Here is an 18,734-nt window from a genome sequence, read left to right as displayed (position 1 = left end):
TTTACAGTCCGTTAAAAAATTACATTCTGTTTAGCAACAGTAAAGAGAACAATGCTAAGGACTTTTTAATCTTCGATTTAAGGAAGTATGCCTGATCGGTCCTCTCCTGCAAAGTACTTGTTTATAACTTACCCAATAGGGTGCCAAATACGTTTTGTTTTCAGGTTTTCCGATTCGATACAAGGAAACAGGTCAAAAATAAAGTAGTAAAAACAAAAGGCCGTTTGAATGTATCCCCTGTCCCAGAAAAGAACAAGAACGTAACATCATTGATTTGATTTACGCTTAGATTACTTGAACAAAACAAGTCATTATTACCTTATGACGCGTGCCCCAGTCAGTTCCGCATCCGTTGGTTTTTCAAACCAGCTTTCCATAAAATCGAAATTTTCCTGGGTGACTTCAAATGCAAAGGTTTCTCCTTTTTCGGTGTTCCTTTGCATCACCCTTTGCAGTCGGGTTTCCTTTGAAATATCCAAGAAGTGCATTTGTAGTTCATAGTTATGCTCCGCTGCAAAATTTCTAAACTTTTCCCTATGCTCAAATTTTGAGAGTCCCAAATCCAGAATAGCATCGGTTTTTGAGTCCTGTAACTGTGAAACCAAACCCAGAATAAGGGTTTCTGCACGTTCTATCCGTTCTAAAAACCAATCTAACCCGTCGGTAGGTTTTTTATCGGCCAGAAACAAGGTCTTGTTCCATGTATCGATGGAGAAAATTACCCCATTGGTTTTCGCTTTCAATTCCTTTGCATACGTGGTTTTGCCCGAACCTGTATTTCCAACAATGAGATGTATCATTTTTTAGCTATTATCGTTTGTATTTGCTTTGGATAAAGAAGTAAAAACCCATCTAAATACTAAACTTCAATTTCTTTTCGATCGCCACGATCATTTCGTTGGCAATGTCCTTTCCCGTAGCATTTTCGATACCTTCCAAGCCTGGGGAGGAATTCACTTCCAACAACAAAGGTCCTTTGTTGGAACGAATAATGTCTACACCGGCCACGGCCAGATTTAGAATTTTAGCGGCTTTTACGGCCAATTTCTTTTCTTCGGCCGTAATCTTGATAATGGATGCCCTACCGCCTTGATGGATATTGGCCCTAAATTCCCCTTTTTGAGCTTGCCGCTGCATACTGGCCACTACTTTTCCGTTCACCACAAAACAACGGATATCCTGTCCGTTGGCTTCTTTGATAAACTCCTGCACCAAAATGTTGGTGTTCACACTTTTAAACGCATTGATCACACTCTCCGCTGCCTTATTGGTTTCGGCCAGCACTACACCTTTGCCCTGGGTGCTTTCCAACAATTTTATGATCAACGGGGCTCCGTTGACCATTTTTATAAGGTCTTTGGTATCCATGGGCGATTTGGCAAACCCGGTAATGGGGATATGGATGTCGTTCTTGGAGAACAATTGCGAGGCGAACAATTTATCGCGCGATTGTGTAATGGCCTCTGCGGAATTTTGGCAATAGGCACCTAGATTGGTAAACTGTCTGATCAAAGCGCAACCATAGAAGGTAACCGAAGGTTTTATTCTGGGAATCACGGCATCGAAATCACTTAAAATAGTACCGCCACGGTAACGTATTTCGGGCGAATTGGCATCTAACTTCATGTAGGCCAACTCTACGTTCAAAAACTGGATTTCATGACCACGTGCCTCCGCCGCCTCCATAATACGCATATTACTGTACAGATTGGGATTACTTGCCAATAACCCAATTTTTAGTCCTGTTTTTTCCTTTTTGAAAGGAGCATATTTTAAATCTATTTCTGCGTTTGAAAAATCTCCGGCAGCATAGCTGACCGCGGGGTTTACAATAAAACGTTCGTTCAGCGCTTCACGGCCTAAAAGCATCCGAAATTCCATAGTATCCCTATTGGCCAAAGTCAGTTCCACATCAAAAGTATCCTCCCCAACGGTTACGGGTGTTTTTACGACCAAACGTTCCTCCGAGATTCCGGAAGAACTTTTTACCATGCGGCGATCGATTAATCTAGCCTCGCACTGGATGGCTATACTCCTATTTTCCTGTAACGGGTTTACCTCAAAACGCACCCATTCCTGGGTGCCTTTGGAAATCACCTTTAAATTAGTTGCTTGAATAGAGGAAGTCTTCGCTCCAGAATCTACCCGTGCTTTAATCGCAGGCACACCCAAATGCTCAAAAACACACCACTCTTCACTTCCTATTACTTTTAAATCTTTCAAATCGTGTTATTTTTTTCTTAGCTCAAAGATATCGGTTCTTCGGTCTTTTAAGTTACGAACGGCACCAAATTGATTCAACTCCCGCAATAAATCGATATCCACATCGGCAATCAGTATCATTTCGGTATTTGGTGTGGCCTCCGCTTTTATCCCATTTGTAGGAAAAGAAAAATCACAGGGCGTAAATACCATTGATTGGGCGAACTGTATGTCCATGTTCTGTACGTTGGGCAAATTACCCACACTACCGGCAATGGCTACATAGCACTCGTTTTCTATAGCCCTTGCCTGTGCGCAATGCCGTACCCTGGAATAACCGTTCTGCGTATCGGTCAGAAAGGGGATAAAAAGGATGTCCATTCCCTCGTCCGCCAACAGGCGACTCAGCTCCGGGAACTCGGAATCATAACAAATCAGAATACCAATTTTACCGCAATCGGTATCGAATGCCTTTAGCTGCGTACCACCTTGCATACCCCACACCTTGGCCTCATCCGGGGTTACATGTAATTTTTCGTAACGCTCCATACTACCATCGCGACGGCACAGATAACCCACGTTATACAATCTGCCATCCATCATCTCCGGCATGCTTCCGGTAATGATGTTGATGTTGTAAGAAATAGAAAATTCCGAAAACTTTTGTACGATAGCCTCCGTGTGTTTTGCAAGCTCGCGTATGGCATCCGGGGTGGACAAATGATTGTCCTTGGCCATTAAAGGCGCGTTAAAAAACTCGGGGAACAGAGCAAAATCCGATCGGTATCCAGAAACGGCATCAATAAAATACTCCGCCTGCTGCAACAACTCTTCCAAATCCTTGTACGGGCGCATTTGCCATTGGATCAGACCAAGGCGAATAACCTTCTTTTTAGTGGCGGCCTTTTTACTGGGTTTTTGATAGTAGATATTGTCCCATTCCATTAGGATGGCAAAGTCATTGGAGGCGGCATCTCCAGGCAGGTAACCCTTCATGACCTTGGCGGGATGAAAATCGTTACTGATCTGAAAGTTAAGTACCGGATCTTGAATTTCTTTTCGCCTTACTTTGGCGATGTATTCTTTTGGTGTCAGCTCGTTGGCATAGGTATGGTAATTGGGCATTCTACCCCCAAAAACGATACTCTTTAAATTTAATTTTTCGCACAGTTCCTTTCGGTAATCGTATAGTCTTCTTCCCAAGCGCAAGCCTCTAAATTGTGGCTTTATAAACACTTCTATGCCGTATAGCACATCCCCATCGGGGTTGTGTGTGCTAAAGGAATAATTTCCTGTTATCTCCTCGTATGTATGCTCGTCATCGTATTGATCATAGTCTACGATAATGGAGAGCGCAACCCCGGCCAACTGACCATTGATCTTTATGACCACCTGCCCTTCCGGGAATTTTTTGATCAAGGAAGTAATATGTTCTTCCTTCCAATATGCGCCGGGCATATTGGTATACGCAGAGATCATAGCGGTCTTTAGTTCCTGATAATCATCAAGGTCCAAAAACTTCAATTCTATATTTTCAATTTCCTCTATATTCATGTAAGATGGATTACTAAGCTGTTTTAGCTGAGGTCAAAAACAAAATTGTGCCAAAATAGTTTGGCACAATGAAATACGTGTTCAACAAAATGATGGATACCTTAGTCTTCTTCATCCTCGGTATCCGCCATATCTTCGGGGCTTGGCTCTACAACGGCAGTTGGGTCGTCATCCTCAAAATCGGCATAATCCGCGGCATCGTAATTCTCCATGGTATATTCCAGTTTTTCACTGATCTTAACCAAATACTTGGTATCGGCCGTTAAAACCTCAACCGCCTCTATGCGCTCGCCTTTGGCATTACGAAACGTGATAACATCACGGTCATCGTATCCGTCCGGATAACGTTCCACGGTAAGTTTTAAAACTTCCGGCGTCAATTTTTTAAAATCGACAATGACTTTTCTTAAATGTGGGTGCTTGTCCATAATTACATGTCCAAAAGATAAGCAAAAATTAAAGGCGCAACAATAGTTGCATCGCTCTCAATGATAAATTTTGGTGTATTGATGTCCAATTTCCCCCAAGTGATTTTCTCATTGGGTACCGCACCGGAATACGAACCATAACTAGTGGTACTATCGCTTATCTGACAGAAATAACTCCAAAATGGGGTATCCGTACGTTCCATATCCTGGTACAACATGGGCACCACACAGATTGGAAAATCCCCTGCAATACCGCCACCAATTTGAAAGAATCCAATTCCTCCCGAAGTTTCGGGATTGGAGTTTTCCGTATACCAATCCGCCAAAAAGGTCATGTATTCAATGCCGGATTTCATGGTGCTCGCCTTCAATTCGCCCTTCATTACATACGAGGCAAAAATGTTTCCCATAGTACTGTCTTCCCAACCCGGACAGATTATGGGCAGGTTTTTCTCGGCTGCGGCATACATCCATGAATCTTTTAAATCTATTTCATAATATGCTTCCAGAGCACCGGATAGCAATAGTTTGTACATGTACTCGTGCGGTAGGTAGCGCTCTCCTTTTGCTTCGGCATCCTTCCAAATTTTTACAATATGTTCTTGGATTCTTCTAAAGGCCTCTTCTTCGGGAATACAGGTATCCGTAACCCGGTTTAGTCCTTTTTCAAGTAAGGCCCACTCATCTTGGGGCGTTAAATCACGATAATTAGGCACGCGTTTGTAATGGGAATGTGCTACCAAGTTCATGATATCCTCTTCCAAATTGGCACCGGTACACGAGATGATATGCACCTTGTCCTGCCGAATCATTTCCGCGAAAATCTTGCCCAACTCCGCCGTACTCATGGCTCCCGCTAAGGAAACCAACATTTTAGAGCCTTGATCCAGTTGTGCTTCATAACCTTTGGCGGCATCTACCAAAGCTGCAGCGTTAAAATGTAAATAATACTTTTCTATAAAATCGGAAATTGCTCCCTTATGCTTCGTCATCTTGGAATTTTGAATTGGTATTGGGTTTATAATCTACGTCATACGTATTGTCATACTCCTCATCTGCATCCTGCCCCATAAACTTATAGCTTAACATTTTGTAATATAATTTAGCGGCCAAGAAATCGGAAGATGCATCGGCCTCGTTCGGACACAGCTCTACCATATCAAAGCCAACTACATTTTTCTCCGCAAATACCTGTTTTAAAAATTCCAAGGTCTCATACCATAGTAAACCGCCCGGCTCCGGTGTTCCGGTCGATGGCATTATGGAGGGGTCCAACACATCTAGATCAAAAGTAATAAAGACATTGTCTGTACAAACTTCAACTACCTTATCTATCCAATACTCGTCATTTACCATATCATGCGCAAAAAAGGTCTTTTCCTCGTCCATGAACGTTTTTTCGATAGCATCCATAGAGCGTATACCTACTTGAATTAAGTTCGTGGTCTGGCTAGCCTCGTGCACGGCGCAGGCATGATTATACACTGTGCCTTCATACGACTCGCGCAAATCTGCATGAGCGTCTATGTGAAGCACCGTAAGATTGTCAAAACACTCGTTAAAGGCACGGATACTTCCTATAGAAACCGAATGCTCCCCACCAAAAAGCGTAACAAACTTGTTGCGTTTTATGAAGTCCTTTGTAATTTTATGGACCTCGTTCACCATAGCCTCCGGACTCCTATTTTCTGTTATGGGTTCTGTAAGGTGTATGCCCTGCTCATATACTTCCGAAGCGGTTTCTATATCATACAGCTCCATGTTCTCAGAGGCTTCCAAAAATGCTTTTGGCCCTTTATCGGCGCCTTTGCCCCAGGTACTTGTTCCATCATAGGGAACGGGAATTAAAACCACCTTAGCGGTTTCCAATTGTGCGAATTCATCGGGGATACCGGCGTAATTCTTTGATGTGCTCATTGTTCGTATTTGTTAATTTTTAATATTTTTTAAAGCGCTTCTTGTTTTACCTCTTCCAGTTCTTCTACTGTTTTCCCGGAAGTACCGTAACCTAATATGTTTAGTAAATCCTCGGCTTTTTGTTGTGGATTAAATAGGCTGGTCACCATATTTCCATCGGCATCCTTATCTATTAGAATATGCTTTGGCTGTGGAATTAGGCAATGCTGCAAACCTCCGTAACCGCCAATGGTCTCTTGATATGCCCCAGTGTTAAAGAACCCGATATATAACGGTTTATCGCGCTTGTATTTAGGGAGATAAATAGCGTTCATGTTCTGCTCACTATTGTAATAGTCATCACTATCGCAGGTAAGTCCGCCTAACAGCACGCGCTCGTATTCATCTTTCCATCTATTAATGGGCAGCATAATAAAACGTTTGTTTATGGCCCAAGTATCGGGCAGGGTGGTAATGAAGGAAGAATCGATCATATTCCATTTTTCCCTATCGTTTTGTTGTTTTTGATACAATATCTCATAAATAGCTCCGCCACTCTCACCTACCGTAAAGCTCCCGAACTCGGTAAAAATATGGGGCACCGGCACATCTGCCTCTGCACAGGTAATGGTGATTTGGTTTAAGATCTCATCGATCATATACTGATAATCGTACTCGAATGCCAAACTGTTTTTAATGGGAAAGCCACCACCGATATTAAGACTGTCCAAAGACGGGCATATCTTTTTCAATCTCACATACACCTTAAGGCATTTTACCATCTCGTTCCAGTAATACGCATTGTCCCGTATACCGGTATTTATGAAAAAGTGCAACATTTTAAGTTCTACCTTATCGTTGTCCTTTATCTGGTTTTCATAAAAAGGAACAATGTTTTTATATCCTATTCCCAATCTAGAAGTATAGAACTCAAACTTTGGCTCCTCTTCCGAGGCAATACGGATCCCTACTTTAAAAGTGTCCTCTATAACATCCGACAACAAATCTATCTCCTCATAGTTATCTATGATCGGAATACAATTCCGGTGTCCACTGTTGATGAGCCTCCCAATATTTTCAACATACTGGTCACGCTTAAAACCATTGCAAATGACATAGGTGTCATTTGTTAGCTTCCCATCTGCCTTTAATTGCTCTACGATATTGATGTCAAATGCAGAGGAGGTCTCTATGTGAATATCGTTCTTCAAGGCCTCGTGCAATACATGCTGAAAATGTGAACTTTTGGTACAATAGCAATAATGGTACTTACCTTTGTATTGATTTTTTTCGATAGCATTGGCGAACCAGTTTTTTGCCCGTTGGATGTTATCGGAAATTTTGGGCAAATACGTAAACTTTAACGGACTCCCGTACTGGGCTATCAACTGGTTTAAATCTATGCCGTGAAAACGAAGGTGCTCACCTTCCAAGGTAAATTCTTCTTGAGGGAAATGATAGGTTTGATCGATGAGATCAATGTATTTGGTATTCATTTTTTAAGTAACTTTTGAAATTTGAAAATCGACAAAAATGGGCATGCGTTCTAACGCGATGCATTAAAATACTAGTACAAATGCGATTTTCAAATCAAAAATTTTTCCTCGGTAGTAGGAATAAAGAAGTAATCGTGCTGACTTTGCACAATAGTGGTGTTGTAATCAGAAGTTAGCTTTAAAATTCGGTTGCCCATCTGATGGGCCGCTAAAGGGTTTGACTTCTTAATTCCCCTTAGCCCGAACATAGAAACACGGTTCATGATGTTCAGCTAATGCCAAAAAAAGCAAATCGTTATGTTCCGATTTGATACGACAAATGAAATACAAAAAATTGGAAAAACAAGACTTTTGAAAAAAAATATTAAAAATTAACTATATACGGATTATTTATAATACAATAGCTTGATTTTTAATGGATTGATTTGGTATATTTAGCTTTATTTTAATCGATTATATCCTATGAAAATGCTTAAATCCCTTGTTTGTACACTCTTTTTTTTCGGAGTACAGGCCGCAATGGCACAAATACCCTCCGGAGTTTATACAGCCGATGTTGACAACGTACGCCACGAGATAAAAATTAATGATGGTTATTTCATCTATTCCGAATATGAAAGTAACCCGGCCGAGTTCATTAGAACCCTAGGTGGCTTTGCCCAGGTGGAAAATACCCTTGGCGGGGAAAAGCTCGTTGTGCTTCTGGAATTCAACTCACAATACGAGCAGGATTCCGTACGCCAATTAAGTATCCCAGTTAGCATGAAAGACGAAACACTGCACTTGGACTGGTTTGCAAAACTACAATTGACTCCCATAAAAAAGACAGCCCAGGATCTGGACGGACAATGGTTGTTCGCAACCCGAGGCCCCGACAAGGGACAAGAACGCCGTGGCGAGGCCAATACCCGAAAAACGCTGAAATACCTGCAAGATGGCCGTTTCCAATGGGTGGCCTACGACACCAACGATATGAAATTTAGCGGCACCGGCGGTGGCAACTACAGTGCCGTAAACGGCGTATACGTGGAACAGATCGAGTATTTTTCCAGGAACAATTCTAGGGTAGGTGCGTCTTTGGAGTTCAATTACGAAGTAAAGGGAAACGACTGGCACCATACGGGAAAAAGTAGCAAGGGCGAACCTATGTACGAGATTTGGAGCAGAAGACCTACCTCCGAATAGTCTTTCCACATTTTTTTAGGGCAGCTAACTAAATAATTTTATTTTTGCATTCTTATTTTGGCCTCGTAGTTCAATGGATAGAATAGAAATTTCCTAAACTTTAGATGCAAGTTCCCCCGAAACGTCGGGGTTGCCGGCATGTTGGTTTGACATAGTGATTTTAGTAAAAGGCCTCGTAGTTCAATGGATAGAATAGAAGTTTCCTAAACTTTAGATGCAAGTTCCCCCGAAACGTCGGGGTTGCCGGCATATTGGTTTGACATAGTGATTTTAGTAAAAGGCCTCGTAGTTCAATGGATAGAATAGAAGTTTCCTAAACTTTAGATGCAAGTTCCCCCGAAGCCTCGGGGTTGCCGGCATGTTGGTTTGACATAGTGATTTTAGTAAAAGGCCTCGTAGTTCAATGGATAGAATAGAAGTTTCCTAAACTTTAGATGCAAGTTCGATTCTTGCCGAGGCTACTTTTTTTGCGAAAAATAAGACACCCCAAAACTGGACAATGCCTTGTTTAGTTCAATTCAGATTCTTCTGTAAAGGCGTGTTCATCCAATAATCGGCAAAATTAGCTGGTTTCCTTAAAGGTTGGTCTTGAAATATGGGTTTTGTATTATCCATAAACAATTTGTCCTCTAAGTTATACGGATCCAGTTTTACTTCTTGCACAAAGAATTCTCGAAATTGGTTGTAGTCGGTATACTCCATGGTATTTAAAGAATTCCCTTCTAAATCTTGAAGGCCACTTACCGTAAATCTCAATATCTGGCCAATATCCTGTTTCTCCTGTTGCATTTTTGATAAGGTATTCATCATATTTCTCAGCTGTATGGCATCCATTCTTGGATATAGGTAAACTGTTTTATTATCCATCACCAAGATTTTATCGAATTTTAGTTTTTTTCCGTTTAGGTTAAAGTCGTACCATTTTCTGTTATCCACTTTGCGTTCAATCTCCCTCAGGGTAGGCTTTATGTAAGCTAGCGGGTTGTTAAATCTAAGAACAAAAGCACCTTCATAAGGTACTATTGCTAATTCCTCCAATAGAAATTTGGAGGGTTTAGCTACCTTAAACGTATTATGAAATGAAATATAATTCAGATACATTTTATCTTTTTCACCTCTAGCATAGGCCACCATAACCTCAAATAATAGTTTCCCGTATATGCGCCTTTGTTGCAACCAAGGATCATTATTCTTCTCGCGCTCATCATAAATGGCATATTCCAGTTTGTGAATGGCGTAGTCGTTTTTAGAAATATAAATACGCCCAATTACACTAAATCCAGGTGCCTTTTTTGTGATATTTATAGTGTATAGGTACTCTTTGTTACTATAGGTATCCGCCTTTTTTTCAAAGGAATGGTTTCGCAGGATTTCCCCTTTACTCATGTTATTGACGAAATCGAAAGAATTAGTTCTGTAGTTACGAATGGCATCATGAATGCGTAAGATAACGAACTCGTTTCCTCCATAGCTTGGTAAATAGGCATTGTTCATAATCTTGCTAACGTCGCCATAGCTGTAAGGCTTGTCAGCTAAGGTGTCCCGCAAGAAATCCGTGTTCTTCTTATAGTCATATAAGCTCGTCTTGGTTGTTTCATAGTCGAATTCATTAAATCCAGAATCAAATACTTCCAATATTGCTTCATTGAGATTGATATACTCATCCTCTTTCTTCTGGTAATCTCGATAATACCCAAGCACAGAAAAAGGCGTAGTCGGGTAATTATCCGGTATTGCTGCAATAGCTCTCTTAACTATTTGTCTAGCCGTTAAAACCCTTCTGCGCTTTCGTTTACCAACAACAACGGATTCCTCCAATTCTAGTACACCAGGTTCCAATCTAACTATGTTCAAATCCTTGGTGAGGAGACTTTCAATGGCCAGTTCTATGTTTTGATACCCCATGGAAGATACTTCAATAACATCGCCATACTCTTTATACTTCAAGGGAATTCTAAAGCTACCGTCCTCATTTGTAATGATGCCCAAAGCCCTACCCTTTACGCGTATCGTGGCAAAGACAATTGGTTCTGCCGTTTTTGCATCCACTACTTTTCCTGTTATAAATTGCTGTTGGGACCAAACTGAATTTATCATCAGAAAAAACAAAACAAGACAACTTTTTAGTGTCATAGTATTTTTCATTATGGACCTTTATTTATTCAAGGAAGTTAAAAATATATTTTGACTAAACGTTATGGCTCCACTACTCTTGTAGCCCTATGAAGCGAACCTCAGCACTTTCGCTATTATGTACGTATTACACACTAAAACTCAATAACGATCGTAGAAAAATGAAAGCCCAGGCCCGTGTTGAACGTTATTACCGCCCATCTCGATCCACCTCTATTTGTACTACCAAAAAAAACTACGGTAAGGTCAAATGTTAAAAAATTCTAAATATAGTACCTTTTTATGCATAGTACTGTAACAAAATACTTCTCCCTTCGTCTACTCAGTGTAGGTCGTTTAGAAACAACTAATAATACCCTATTATATCTAAGAAATTATGAAAACATCAATCTCAGTAATAGCAACAGAATCTATGACAGGACCTTACTTTTCATTTTTCAGCAAAAGTAAAAGAGTACCATCTTTAGGATATAGAGAATTTAATGGGTATGAATTGCTCTGGCACCGAATAACAACAGTTTGGAGCTCAAAAGTAACAACTTGGAAAAAGTAAGTTCTAAACTACCGTAAATCAATACATCTTTGTATCAACAAAACATCATTTATCAATTTAATCATCAAAAAACAAACATCATGAAAGCATCGATCTCAAAAACAGCAACGGAATCCAGAACAGGACAGTATTTCTCTTCCCTTAGTAAGAGTAAAAGAGCGCAATGGGCAGGGTACAGAAACTTTAATCGCTAATCACGATTTAAACGTCACATCAATCAATTCAATCATCAAAAAACAACAATCATGAAAGCATCGATCTCAAAAACAGCAACAGAATCCAGAACAGGACAGTATTTCTCTTCCTTTAGTAAGAGTAAAAGAGCGCAATGGGCGGGGTACAGAAACTTTAATCGCTAATCACGATTTAAACGTCACATCAATCAGCAGTCAATTCAACCATCAAAAAACAACAATCATGAATACCTTCATCAATCACAGTCCTAAAACATCGTATAAGTTCATTCTCTTTTCCAACGAACAAGAGAGAAAACGAATACGATGGTCTAGACCTGAACCTTACCTTTAATTCCGGTAAGGTTACAAAACCAAAAACGGGGATACGTTTCATCAACGTATCCCCGTTTTTATGACTTTATATTTCCCTAAATCCTTCGTTTTTAGAAACTCGTTCCTTAGCGATATGTACCTTGGGCAATACCAGCCTAAATGTAGTACCCTTTCCTTCTCCTTGGGATGTAGCGGTTATCTGTCCGCCATGCGCAACAGCGATTTGACGAACCATATACAGCCCCAAACCAGTTCCCTTAACACTAGAATGAAATCGCTCAAACGGGGTAAAAAGTCTTTTTAACGCGTCTGTATTCATCCCAGAACCATTATCCTCTACTAGAAACGTTACATACTCTCCATGGCTATGGGAATGTACGCGTATATGCGGTTGCGGTTGATTTCCCATGTATTTAACGGCATTATCCAGAAAATTACCAAATACCTGGATCATCCTGTTTCTATCCCCATAAATTTTAGGCAAGGAATCATCTACCTGAAGCGTTACTTGACCCATCTCCAAATTTTCACTGTTCATCTTTTGTGCCAAAGCTATGATCTCATTGGCATCCAAAACTTCATAATTATTTTCGATTTTACCAAGTTTGGCAATTAGGGAAATATCGGTTATAAGCTTGTTCATGATATCATAACACACATCTATTAGTCCTAGGTATTTTTTTAAATTGCTAGAACTAGCACCCGCTACTTCATTGGGAATAAGGGTGGCTATACTTTTAATATTATTTAGAGGCCCTTTTAGGTCGTGCGTGACCGCAAATGTAAAACGTTGTATTTCTTCGTTTTTAACGGAAAGTTCGTCCGCTACCTCGGCAAGTTTGTCCTTTTGATACTGCAACTCCTTGGTTCGTTCCTCTATAAGCGTTTCTAATTCTTGCTGTCTTTTTTGAATACTTCGCATTTTTATATGATAGGCCAGGGAAATACTTAGGATTATCAACGTAAGAACTAGTAACCGGAACCAAGTTGTTTGCCAATATGGGGGCTGAACAACAATAAAAAGTTGCTTTTCATTGGGCACCCAAATTCCATCGGAATTGGTGGATTTTACTCGAAAGGTGTAAGAGCCGGGATTCAAATTGGTGTAAGTAGCGTTTGCATTCGTACCCACATAGTTCCAATCCGTTTCAAAGCCTTCTAAAAAATAAGCATAGTTAACGGCCTTTGAATGTCTAAAAGTCAGCGCATTAAAGTTAAAGTTTATCACGGAGTGATCGTAGTTGAACTGAATGGAATCTAGCCTACTTATATCTTTGTCCAAAACATCAAAATCATCATTGGCCAATACGGGTTCATTAAAAATGTTTAATCCAGAAATAACCAATTCGGGAACATCTGTCCGCTTTTTTATGTTATCCGGGTCAAATAGGTTAAAACCGTTTATACCTCCAAAGACAAATTCGCCAGTTGCGGTTTTAAAAGAGGAGCTAGCATTAAACTCATTGGCTTGTAAGCCATCATTTTCAACGTAGTGTACAATACTATCGTTTTGTTTAATGTATTTGTATATACCGTTATCACTACTTAACCAAAGTGCGTCTTGCGTGCCTTCGATTATGGCTTTTACGGCCGTGGCCTTTTCCGTTTCCACAAACCGGGAAACGAAGGTGTCGTTTTCAAGGTCATATTTGTCCAAGCCTGCATTGGTTCCGGCCCAAACATTGCTTTCGGCATCTTGTAAGATCACATTCACAAAATCATTGCTTAATTTGCGAGATGCCGAGATGCTATGGTAATGGGTAGTGGACCAGCCCTTTTCGCTTTCGGTCAATTTTAGGATACCGGATGTCTGTGTACCTATCCAAATGTTCCCCTGGGCATCTTCTGCAACCTTGTATACCGTATTTATTTCCGCATTATCTACATCTGATATAAGTGTTATCTTTTCATAATGCCCGGTCTTGGGGTCGTATACCTGAAGACCGCCAAACAAATTCACGATCCAAATACGCCCTTTATGATCTCGCATCAAATCGGATATGTTGTTGGACAACAAGAACGAATTTGTAGTATCCCATGTCTCATAGGTTTTGTTTTTAGTATTGAATACCACCATTCCGTTTGCCCAAGTACCTACCCATAGCTCATCAACATCTACTTTTAGCAACGTAAGTATTACGTTACTCGGAAAATTGGACTCATTTAAGGAAAAATATGTAAACGTATCCGTACTTCTATCCCAATAATTAAGACCCCCACCGTCTGTTCCAATCCATAAGTTACCCTTATTATCCTCGTTAAAACAGTTGATTATTCCATTGTTTATCGTGTTATCTATCCACGGTTTCTGCGTGATTTTTTTAAACTTATAATATTCCGGGTCATAAAAACTAAGGCCCTTTTTGTAAGGTGCCAGCCACATTACATTGTTCTTGGTATTCAATAAGGCCCAAATAGAGTTGTTTGGAATAGAATTGGGAGAAGCTATATCCGTTTTAAAATGATCTAAAGTCTCAGTAGATTCGTTATAACGATATAACCCATTATTTTCCGTACCTATCCAAATAGCTTCGTCCCTATCCCTTGCCAGTGACAAAACAGGATAGTTAGGCGCAATTTTTTTATGCTTAGTTTCCAAGCTACCATCAGGATGAACAGTTAGCTTTATTAATGAACCTTGACCCGTTCCAATTAAAAAATTTTGGGCGTCCACGTTAACGGCTACATTTAAAAATTCATCGGACGAAATGGTTTTCAAAATTTGTAAGTCATAATCCAAAATAAAAATTTTAGAACTTGCAATAACAAGCAAACGTTTACCGGATAAAGGCACAATTTTTATGATAAGGTTATCTGTCTTGTTATCGATAACCAATTTTTCCGAAACCAAAAATTGATTGGTCTCCCCAGTATTTGTATTATATTTATATAGCCCATTGGAGAAGGTGCCCAGCCAAAGAAGGCTATCTACTTTGGCTATGGCCCTGATATTTCTAGTGTTGAGTTTTGCCCCTTCGGGTTTAAAATCAAATGGTTGGATAAGATTAAGGTCGCGATCGTATAAACTTAATCCTTGGTTGGTCCCAATGTACAAATTCGATTGAGACTCGTAAAGGGAAGTGATGTAACGATTGGTGTATATGTTCGACGAATTTTCAAATAATTCGAAATTCGTACCATTATATTTATTTAGACCGTTTGGCGTTCCTACCCATATAAACCCATAACTGTCTTCGAACAAAACAGTAGCCGAGTTTTGGGGCATGCCATTTGTAATATGATGAAAATCAATATCAGGTTCACCTTGAGCGCTGGTGCACAGGTTGTTACCAAAAAATAAAATAAACAAGCATACTAATGCAGCACGATTTATGATCATAGAGCAACCCTAATGCTAAAAAACACCTAAAATAAAATTAGAAATTTAAGACAAAAAACAGGAACTAAAAAGCCACTGGGCTTTGTTTTGCCATGAAGCTATAATGATAGTGCAACTCCTTCTATCTCACTAAAACAGCTAAAGGTAACAATTATCAACACATCTAAGTTTCTCTTACGTTTCCGCCCTAATATTTGCTAAGGTTTGGTAAAAGTACATTTTAAGCCGAACATCGGGTTTTCCATGACCTAAACCAAACCTTGATCTATTGTATGGGCAACACAAAACCCAATTTTAAAATTATCCAAATGAAATCGTTTTATAAAAATGTGAACACTGAATCCTAACATTTCCTATCTTACACGCACTAAACCAACCTAAATTTACTAAATGACCCTTTCCCCATGGGATATCGGAATCGTAATCGCCTACGTTGTGGGTGTTTTGGCACTAGGTTTTTACCTGTCCAAAAAATCCTCCAAAAATCTGGAATCCTATTTTTTAGGCGGTAACGAACTGCCTTGGTACTACCTTGGCCTTAGCAATGCCTCCGGGATGTTCGATATTTCGGGCACCATGTGGTCCGTGGGCATCCTTTTTGTCTACGGATTAAAAAGCGCGTGGCTACCATGGCTGTGGCCCGTATGGAACCAAGTTTTTGTTTTTGTGTACCTGGCTATTTGGATGCGCAGATCCAACGTTATGACGGGCGCGGAGTGGATTACCTTTCGTTTTGGGGATGGCCGTGGCGCAAAACTCTCCCACATCATCATCGTTATTTTTGCCGTGATCAGTGTTCTTGGTTTTATCGCTTACTTTTTTGAGGGTATAGGGAAATATTGCACATCTATACTGCCTTGGGATATGGCCTTTGATTTCTTGGGCTATGAAGTTTCCTCGGCCAGAAGTTATGCCCTTATCATTTGCGGACTCACATCGTTATACACCGTAAAGGGTGGAATGCACAGCGTTGTCGCTACCGAAGTAATGCAATTCGTGATCATGACCATTGCCTGTATTGGGGTGGGAATCGTTGCCTACAATATGGTCACCGCGGAACAGATTGCCGCCGTTGTGCCAGACACTTGGGACAAGCTCTGGTTTGGATGGAACTTGGATTTGGACTGGAGCAACTCCGCCTTTCCGCAGGTAAACAATAAAATCGCCTCGGACGGTTTTGACCTTTTTGGAATACTGTTCATTTTAATGGTGCTTAAAGGGGTTTTTGCCTCCGTTGCAGGGCCGGTTCCCAGTTATGACATGCAACGTATTTTGGCCACCAAAACCCCGGCCGAAGCAGCAAAAATGAGTTTTCTGACCGTGTGCGTCCTGTATATTCCGCGTTATTTTATGATCATCGGTTTTGCCGTATTGGCCTTGGTCTTTTTAGGTCCGGAGCTTATGGCTATGGGAGATTCTATAGATTTTGAACAGGTACTGCCTATGGCCATCAATAAATTTTTGCCTGTAGGTTTAAAAGGACTAATGCTTGCAGGTTTCTTGGCAGCGTTTATGGGGACTTTTGCAGCTTTTGTGAATTCGGCCCCTGCTTATATTGTAAATGACATTTATAAAAAATACATCAATCCCGGTGCGCCGGACAAAAAACTGGTACAACTAAGCATCCTCTCCTCACTTGCCTTGGTCATGGTGGGTATTGCCTTTGGATTTAATGCAGGATCCTTGAACAGTTTGATTCTTTGGCTAAGTTCCTCTTTGTACGGTGGCTATGTGGCCGCCAATGTGCTAAAATGGGTATGGTGGCGCTTTTCGGGGAATGGTTATTTCTGGGGAATGCTTTTTGGCCTTATCGCCTCTACTGTAAAATTCATATTTTTCCCTAATTATGTAGATATCTTTGTTTTCCCGATCATCTTCGCTTTTGCCTTTCTCGGCTGTATCATTGGAACGTATATGGAACCTTTACCCAATAGGGAACAGATAAAGACATTCTATAAACAGACGAAACCTTGGGGATTTTGGGGTCCGATAAAAAAAGAAGTTATGGAGGAAGACCCAAGCTTTGTTCCCAATATGGATTTCAAACGTGACAGTTTTAACGTAGTCATCGGTATTATCTGGCAAATGGCTCAAGTGCTGATTCCCATGTATTTTATGTTACGCCAAGATACCGAAATGGTGATATGGAGCGCTGTTTTGATACTAACAAGCGTACTATTGAAAAAATATTGGTGGGACAACCTTGAAAAAGCCCCCCAACCCCCAAAGGGGGAGTGAAAAAAGTTCCTGTTTTAGGTTGAAGGTTTTCTTAATGATAATCAACTATGGAATCCAACCTTTAAAAAAGAATTTTGATATTTGACACTATTATTTCGTGAGGTTAAAATCATCTAATACACAGTAACTTTTTAACTTATTTCCTCAGTAACTTAAATTTACGGAATAGACGCAACCCTGAACCTTGAACTTTACAACCTTGAATAATGAAAAATGCAAATAACAGGAACCTTTATAGACGAGATCAGCCATGATATTCCCCATCAAAACTGGGGAGCTGAAGAATGGGATACGGACTTCGCCCACATGAAAGCCATGGGTATCGATACCGTGATTTTGATTCGCTGTGGTTATCAACAATTTTTGACCTACCCCTCCAACTACCTCATTAAGGAATATAATTGCTTTGCTCCTCCGGTAGATTTGGTACAGCTCTATTTGGAACTGGCGGACAAATACGGGATGACTTTCTATTTTGGCACATACGACAGTGGGGAATACTGGAAAACAGGTGATATGCGGCACGAAATTGACGTAAACCTTCACGTAATAGAGGAAGTATATGACAGCTACGGCCACTACAAAAGCTTTGGCGGCTGGTATTTGAGTTTGGAGCTGAGCCGAAAGACCAAAGGTGCCGTAACCTCCATTGCCCAATTGGGTGCCAAATGCAAAGCGGTAAGCAAGGGGTTGCCTGTATTGATTTCCCCTTGGATCGATGGTAAAAAAGCAGTGATGGCGTCAAACAACGAACTGACCAAGGATTCGGGTATTTCCCTAAAAGAACACGAAGAAGAATGGGACGAGATATTTGAGGGCATAAAGGGCAGTGTAGACGTCGTAGCCTTTCAAGATGGTCATGTAGATTATACCGATTTGGAGGGTTATCTAAAACTGAACAAAAAACTAGCGGATAAACACGGCCTACAATCATGGACCAACTCGGAATCCTTTGACCGCGATATGCCCATCAAATTTTTACCCATAAAATGGGAAAAACTCCTCTTAAAACTGAATGCCGCCAAACGCGCCGGATGCGAAAAGGCAATTACGTTTGAATTCTCCCATTTTATGAGTCCGCAATCGGCCTACAAGCAGGCCGGTCACTTATATAACCGGTATATGGAGAGCCCTCTAGCCCGCCATAGGCGGGGAACCGAATAGTTATCATGTATAAAATTAAAGATATATTTTTAGCTC

The 18,734-nt window shown here is 40.6% G+C and carries 12 protein-coding genes and 1 tRNA gene; 4 read left to right on the top strand and 9 right to left on the bottom strand.

What is annotated here, in order from left to right; genetic code table 11:
* Positions 1–314: 314 nt before the first annotated feature.
* The 7 genes from ACFQZJ_RS01655 to ACFQZJ_RS01625 form a co-directional block, all read right to left on the bottom strand.
* Positions 315–800, bottom strand: a complete 486-nt coding sequence (locus ACFQZJ_RS01655) for an AAA family ATPase (RefSeq protein WP_379931826.1) — start codon at positions 798–800, stop codon at positions 315–317.
* Between the two features lie 52 nt (positions 801–852).
* Positions 853–2,223 (bottom strand): 30S ribosomal protein S6--L-glutamate ligase, encoded by a 1,371-nt coding sequence (gene rimK, locus ACFQZJ_RS01650; protein WP_379931825.1) that lies wholly within the window; start codon positions 2,221–2,223, stop codon positions 853–855.
* Between the two features lie 6 nt (positions 2,224–2,229).
* Entirely contained in the window at positions 2,230–3,756 is a 1,527-nt protein-coding gene (locus tag ACFQZJ_RS01645) for a bifunctional GNAT family N-acetyltransferase/carbon-nitrogen hydrolase family protein (RefSeq protein WP_379931824.1), read from the bottom strand.
* A 101-nt stretch (positions 3,757–3,857) separates the two neighbouring features.
* Positions 3,858–4,184 carry a hypothetical protein gene (locus tag ACFQZJ_RS01640; protein ID WP_379931822.1) on the bottom strand — a complete coding sequence of 109 codons (327 nt, stop codon included), beginning with the start codon at positions 4,182–4,184 and terminating at the stop codon, positions 3,858–3,860.
* 2 nt (positions 4,185–4,186) lie between these two features.
* Positions 4,187–5,176, bottom strand: a complete 990-nt coding sequence (locus ACFQZJ_RS01635; protein ID WP_379931821.1) for a deoxyhypusine synthase family protein — start codon at positions 5,174–5,176, stop codon at positions 4,187–4,189.
* On the bottom strand, positions 5,163–6,101 hold the full coding sequence (gene speB / locus ACFQZJ_RS01630) for an agmatinase (RefSeq protein ID WP_379931820.1): 939 nt from the start codon (positions 6,099–6,101) through the stop codon (positions 5,163–5,165). Before speB ends, ACFQZJ_RS01635 begins: the two co-directional genes overlap by 14 nt.
* 29 nt (positions 6,102–6,130) lie before the next feature.
* Positions 6,131–7,576 (bottom strand): arginine decarboxylase, encoded by a 1,446-nt coding sequence (locus ACFQZJ_RS01625; protein ID WP_379931819.1) that lies wholly within the window; start codon positions 7,574–7,576, stop codon positions 6,131–6,133.
* Positions 7,577–8,038: 462 nt separating this feature from the next.
* Here ACFQZJ_RS01625 and ACFQZJ_RS01620 point away from each other — a divergent pair, with 462 nt between their 5' ends.
* Both ACFQZJ_RS01620 and ACFQZJ_RS01615 read left to right on the top strand, forming a co-directional pair.
* Positions 8,039–8,761: a hypothetical protein gene (locus ACFQZJ_RS01620; protein WP_379931818.1), complete on the top strand. Its 723-nt coding sequence runs from the start codon at positions 8,039–8,041 to the stop codon at positions 8,759–8,761.
* A gap of 389 nt (positions 8,762–9,150) precedes the next feature.
* Positions 9,151–9,222: transfer RNA gene (locus ACFQZJ_RS01615), tRNA-Arg, on the top strand.
* Positions 9,223–9,274: 52 nt separating this feature from the next.
* Here ACFQZJ_RS01615 and ACFQZJ_RS01610 read toward each other — a convergent pair.
* Positions 9,275–10,906, bottom strand: a complete 1,632-nt coding sequence (locus tag ACFQZJ_RS01610; RefSeq protein WP_379931817.1) for a carboxypeptidase-like regulatory domain-containing protein — start codon at positions 10,904–10,906, stop codon at positions 9,275–9,277.
* Between the two features lie 1,135 nt (positions 10,907–12,041).
* Positions 12,042–15,182, bottom strand: a complete 3,141-nt coding sequence (locus ACFQZJ_RS01605) for a two-component regulator propeller domain-containing protein (RefSeq protein ID WP_379931816.1) — start codon at positions 15,180–15,182, stop codon at positions 12,042–12,044.
* Between the two features lie 504 nt (positions 15,183–15,686).
* Between ACFQZJ_RS01605 and ACFQZJ_RS01600 the strand changes: the two genes are divergently transcribed.
* Together ACFQZJ_RS01600 and ACFQZJ_RS01595 are read left to right on the top strand one after the other, a co-directional pair.
* Positions 15,687–17,534 carry a sodium:solute symporter family protein gene (locus ACFQZJ_RS01600; protein WP_379931815.1) on the top strand — a complete coding sequence of 616 codons (1,848 nt, stop codon included), beginning with the start codon at positions 15,687–15,689 and terminating at the stop codon, positions 17,532–17,534.
* A gap of 213 nt (positions 17,535–17,747) precedes the next feature.
* Positions 17,748–18,698, top strand: coding sequence for a DUF4434 domain-containing protein (locus tag ACFQZJ_RS01595; RefSeq protein WP_379931814.1), 951 nt, complete (start codon positions 17,748–17,750; stop codon positions 18,696–18,698).
* The last annotated feature ends 36 nt before the right edge of the window (positions 18,699–18,734 follow it).

The organism is Maribacter chungangensis (genome assembly GCF_042676845.1).
Taxonomy (GTDB): domain Bacteria; phylum Bacteroidota; class Bacteroidia; order Flavobacteriales; family Flavobacteriaceae; genus Maribacter; species Maribacter chungangensis.
This window is presented reverse-complemented; position numbering and strand designations above follow the sequence as displayed.

Bases quoted from the DNA above. Each gene is read 5' to 3' on its own strand.
- ACFQZJ_RS01655 (WP_379931826.1), bottom strand. From the start codon at position 800: ATGATACATCTCATTGTTGGAAATACAGGTTCGGGCAAAACCACGTAT.
- ACFQZJ_RS01645 (WP_379931824.1), bottom strand. From the start codon at position 3,756: ATGAATATAGAGGAAATTGAAAATATAGAATTGAAGTTTTTGGACCTT.
- ACFQZJ_RS01640 (WP_379931822.1), bottom strand. From the start codon at position 4,184: ATGGACAAGCACCCACATTTAAGAAAAGTCATTGTCGATTTTAAAAAA.
- ACFQZJ_RS01635 (WP_379931821.1), bottom strand. From the start codon at position 5,176: ATGACGAAGCATAAGGGAGCAATTTCCGATTTTATAGAAAAGTATTAT.
- speB (WP_379931820.1), bottom strand. From the start codon at position 6,101: ATGAGCACATCAAAGAATTACGCCGGTATCCCCGATGAATTCGCACAA.
- ACFQZJ_RS01625 (WP_379931819.1), bottom strand. From the start codon at position 7,576: ATGAATACCAAATACATTGATCTCATCGATCAAACCTATCATTTCCCT.
- ACFQZJ_RS01620 (WP_379931818.1), top strand. From the start codon at position 8,039: ATGAAAATGCTTAAATCCCTTGTTTGTACACTCTTTTTTTTCGGAGTA.
- ACFQZJ_RS01610 (WP_379931817.1), bottom strand. From the start codon at position 10,906: ATGAAAAATACTATGACACTAAAAAGTTGTCTTGTTTTGTTTTTTCTG.
- ACFQZJ_RS01605 (WP_379931816.1), bottom strand. From the start codon at position 15,182: ATGCCCCAAAACTCGGCTACTGTTTTGTTCGAAGACAGTTATGGGTTT.
- ACFQZJ_RS01600 (WP_379931815.1), top strand. From the start codon at position 15,687: ATGACCCTTTCCCCATGGGATATCGGAATCGTAATCGCCTACGTTGTG.
- ACFQZJ_RS01595 (WP_379931814.1), top strand. From the start codon at position 17,748: ATGCAAATAACAGGAACCTTTATAGACGAGATCAGCCATGATATTCCC.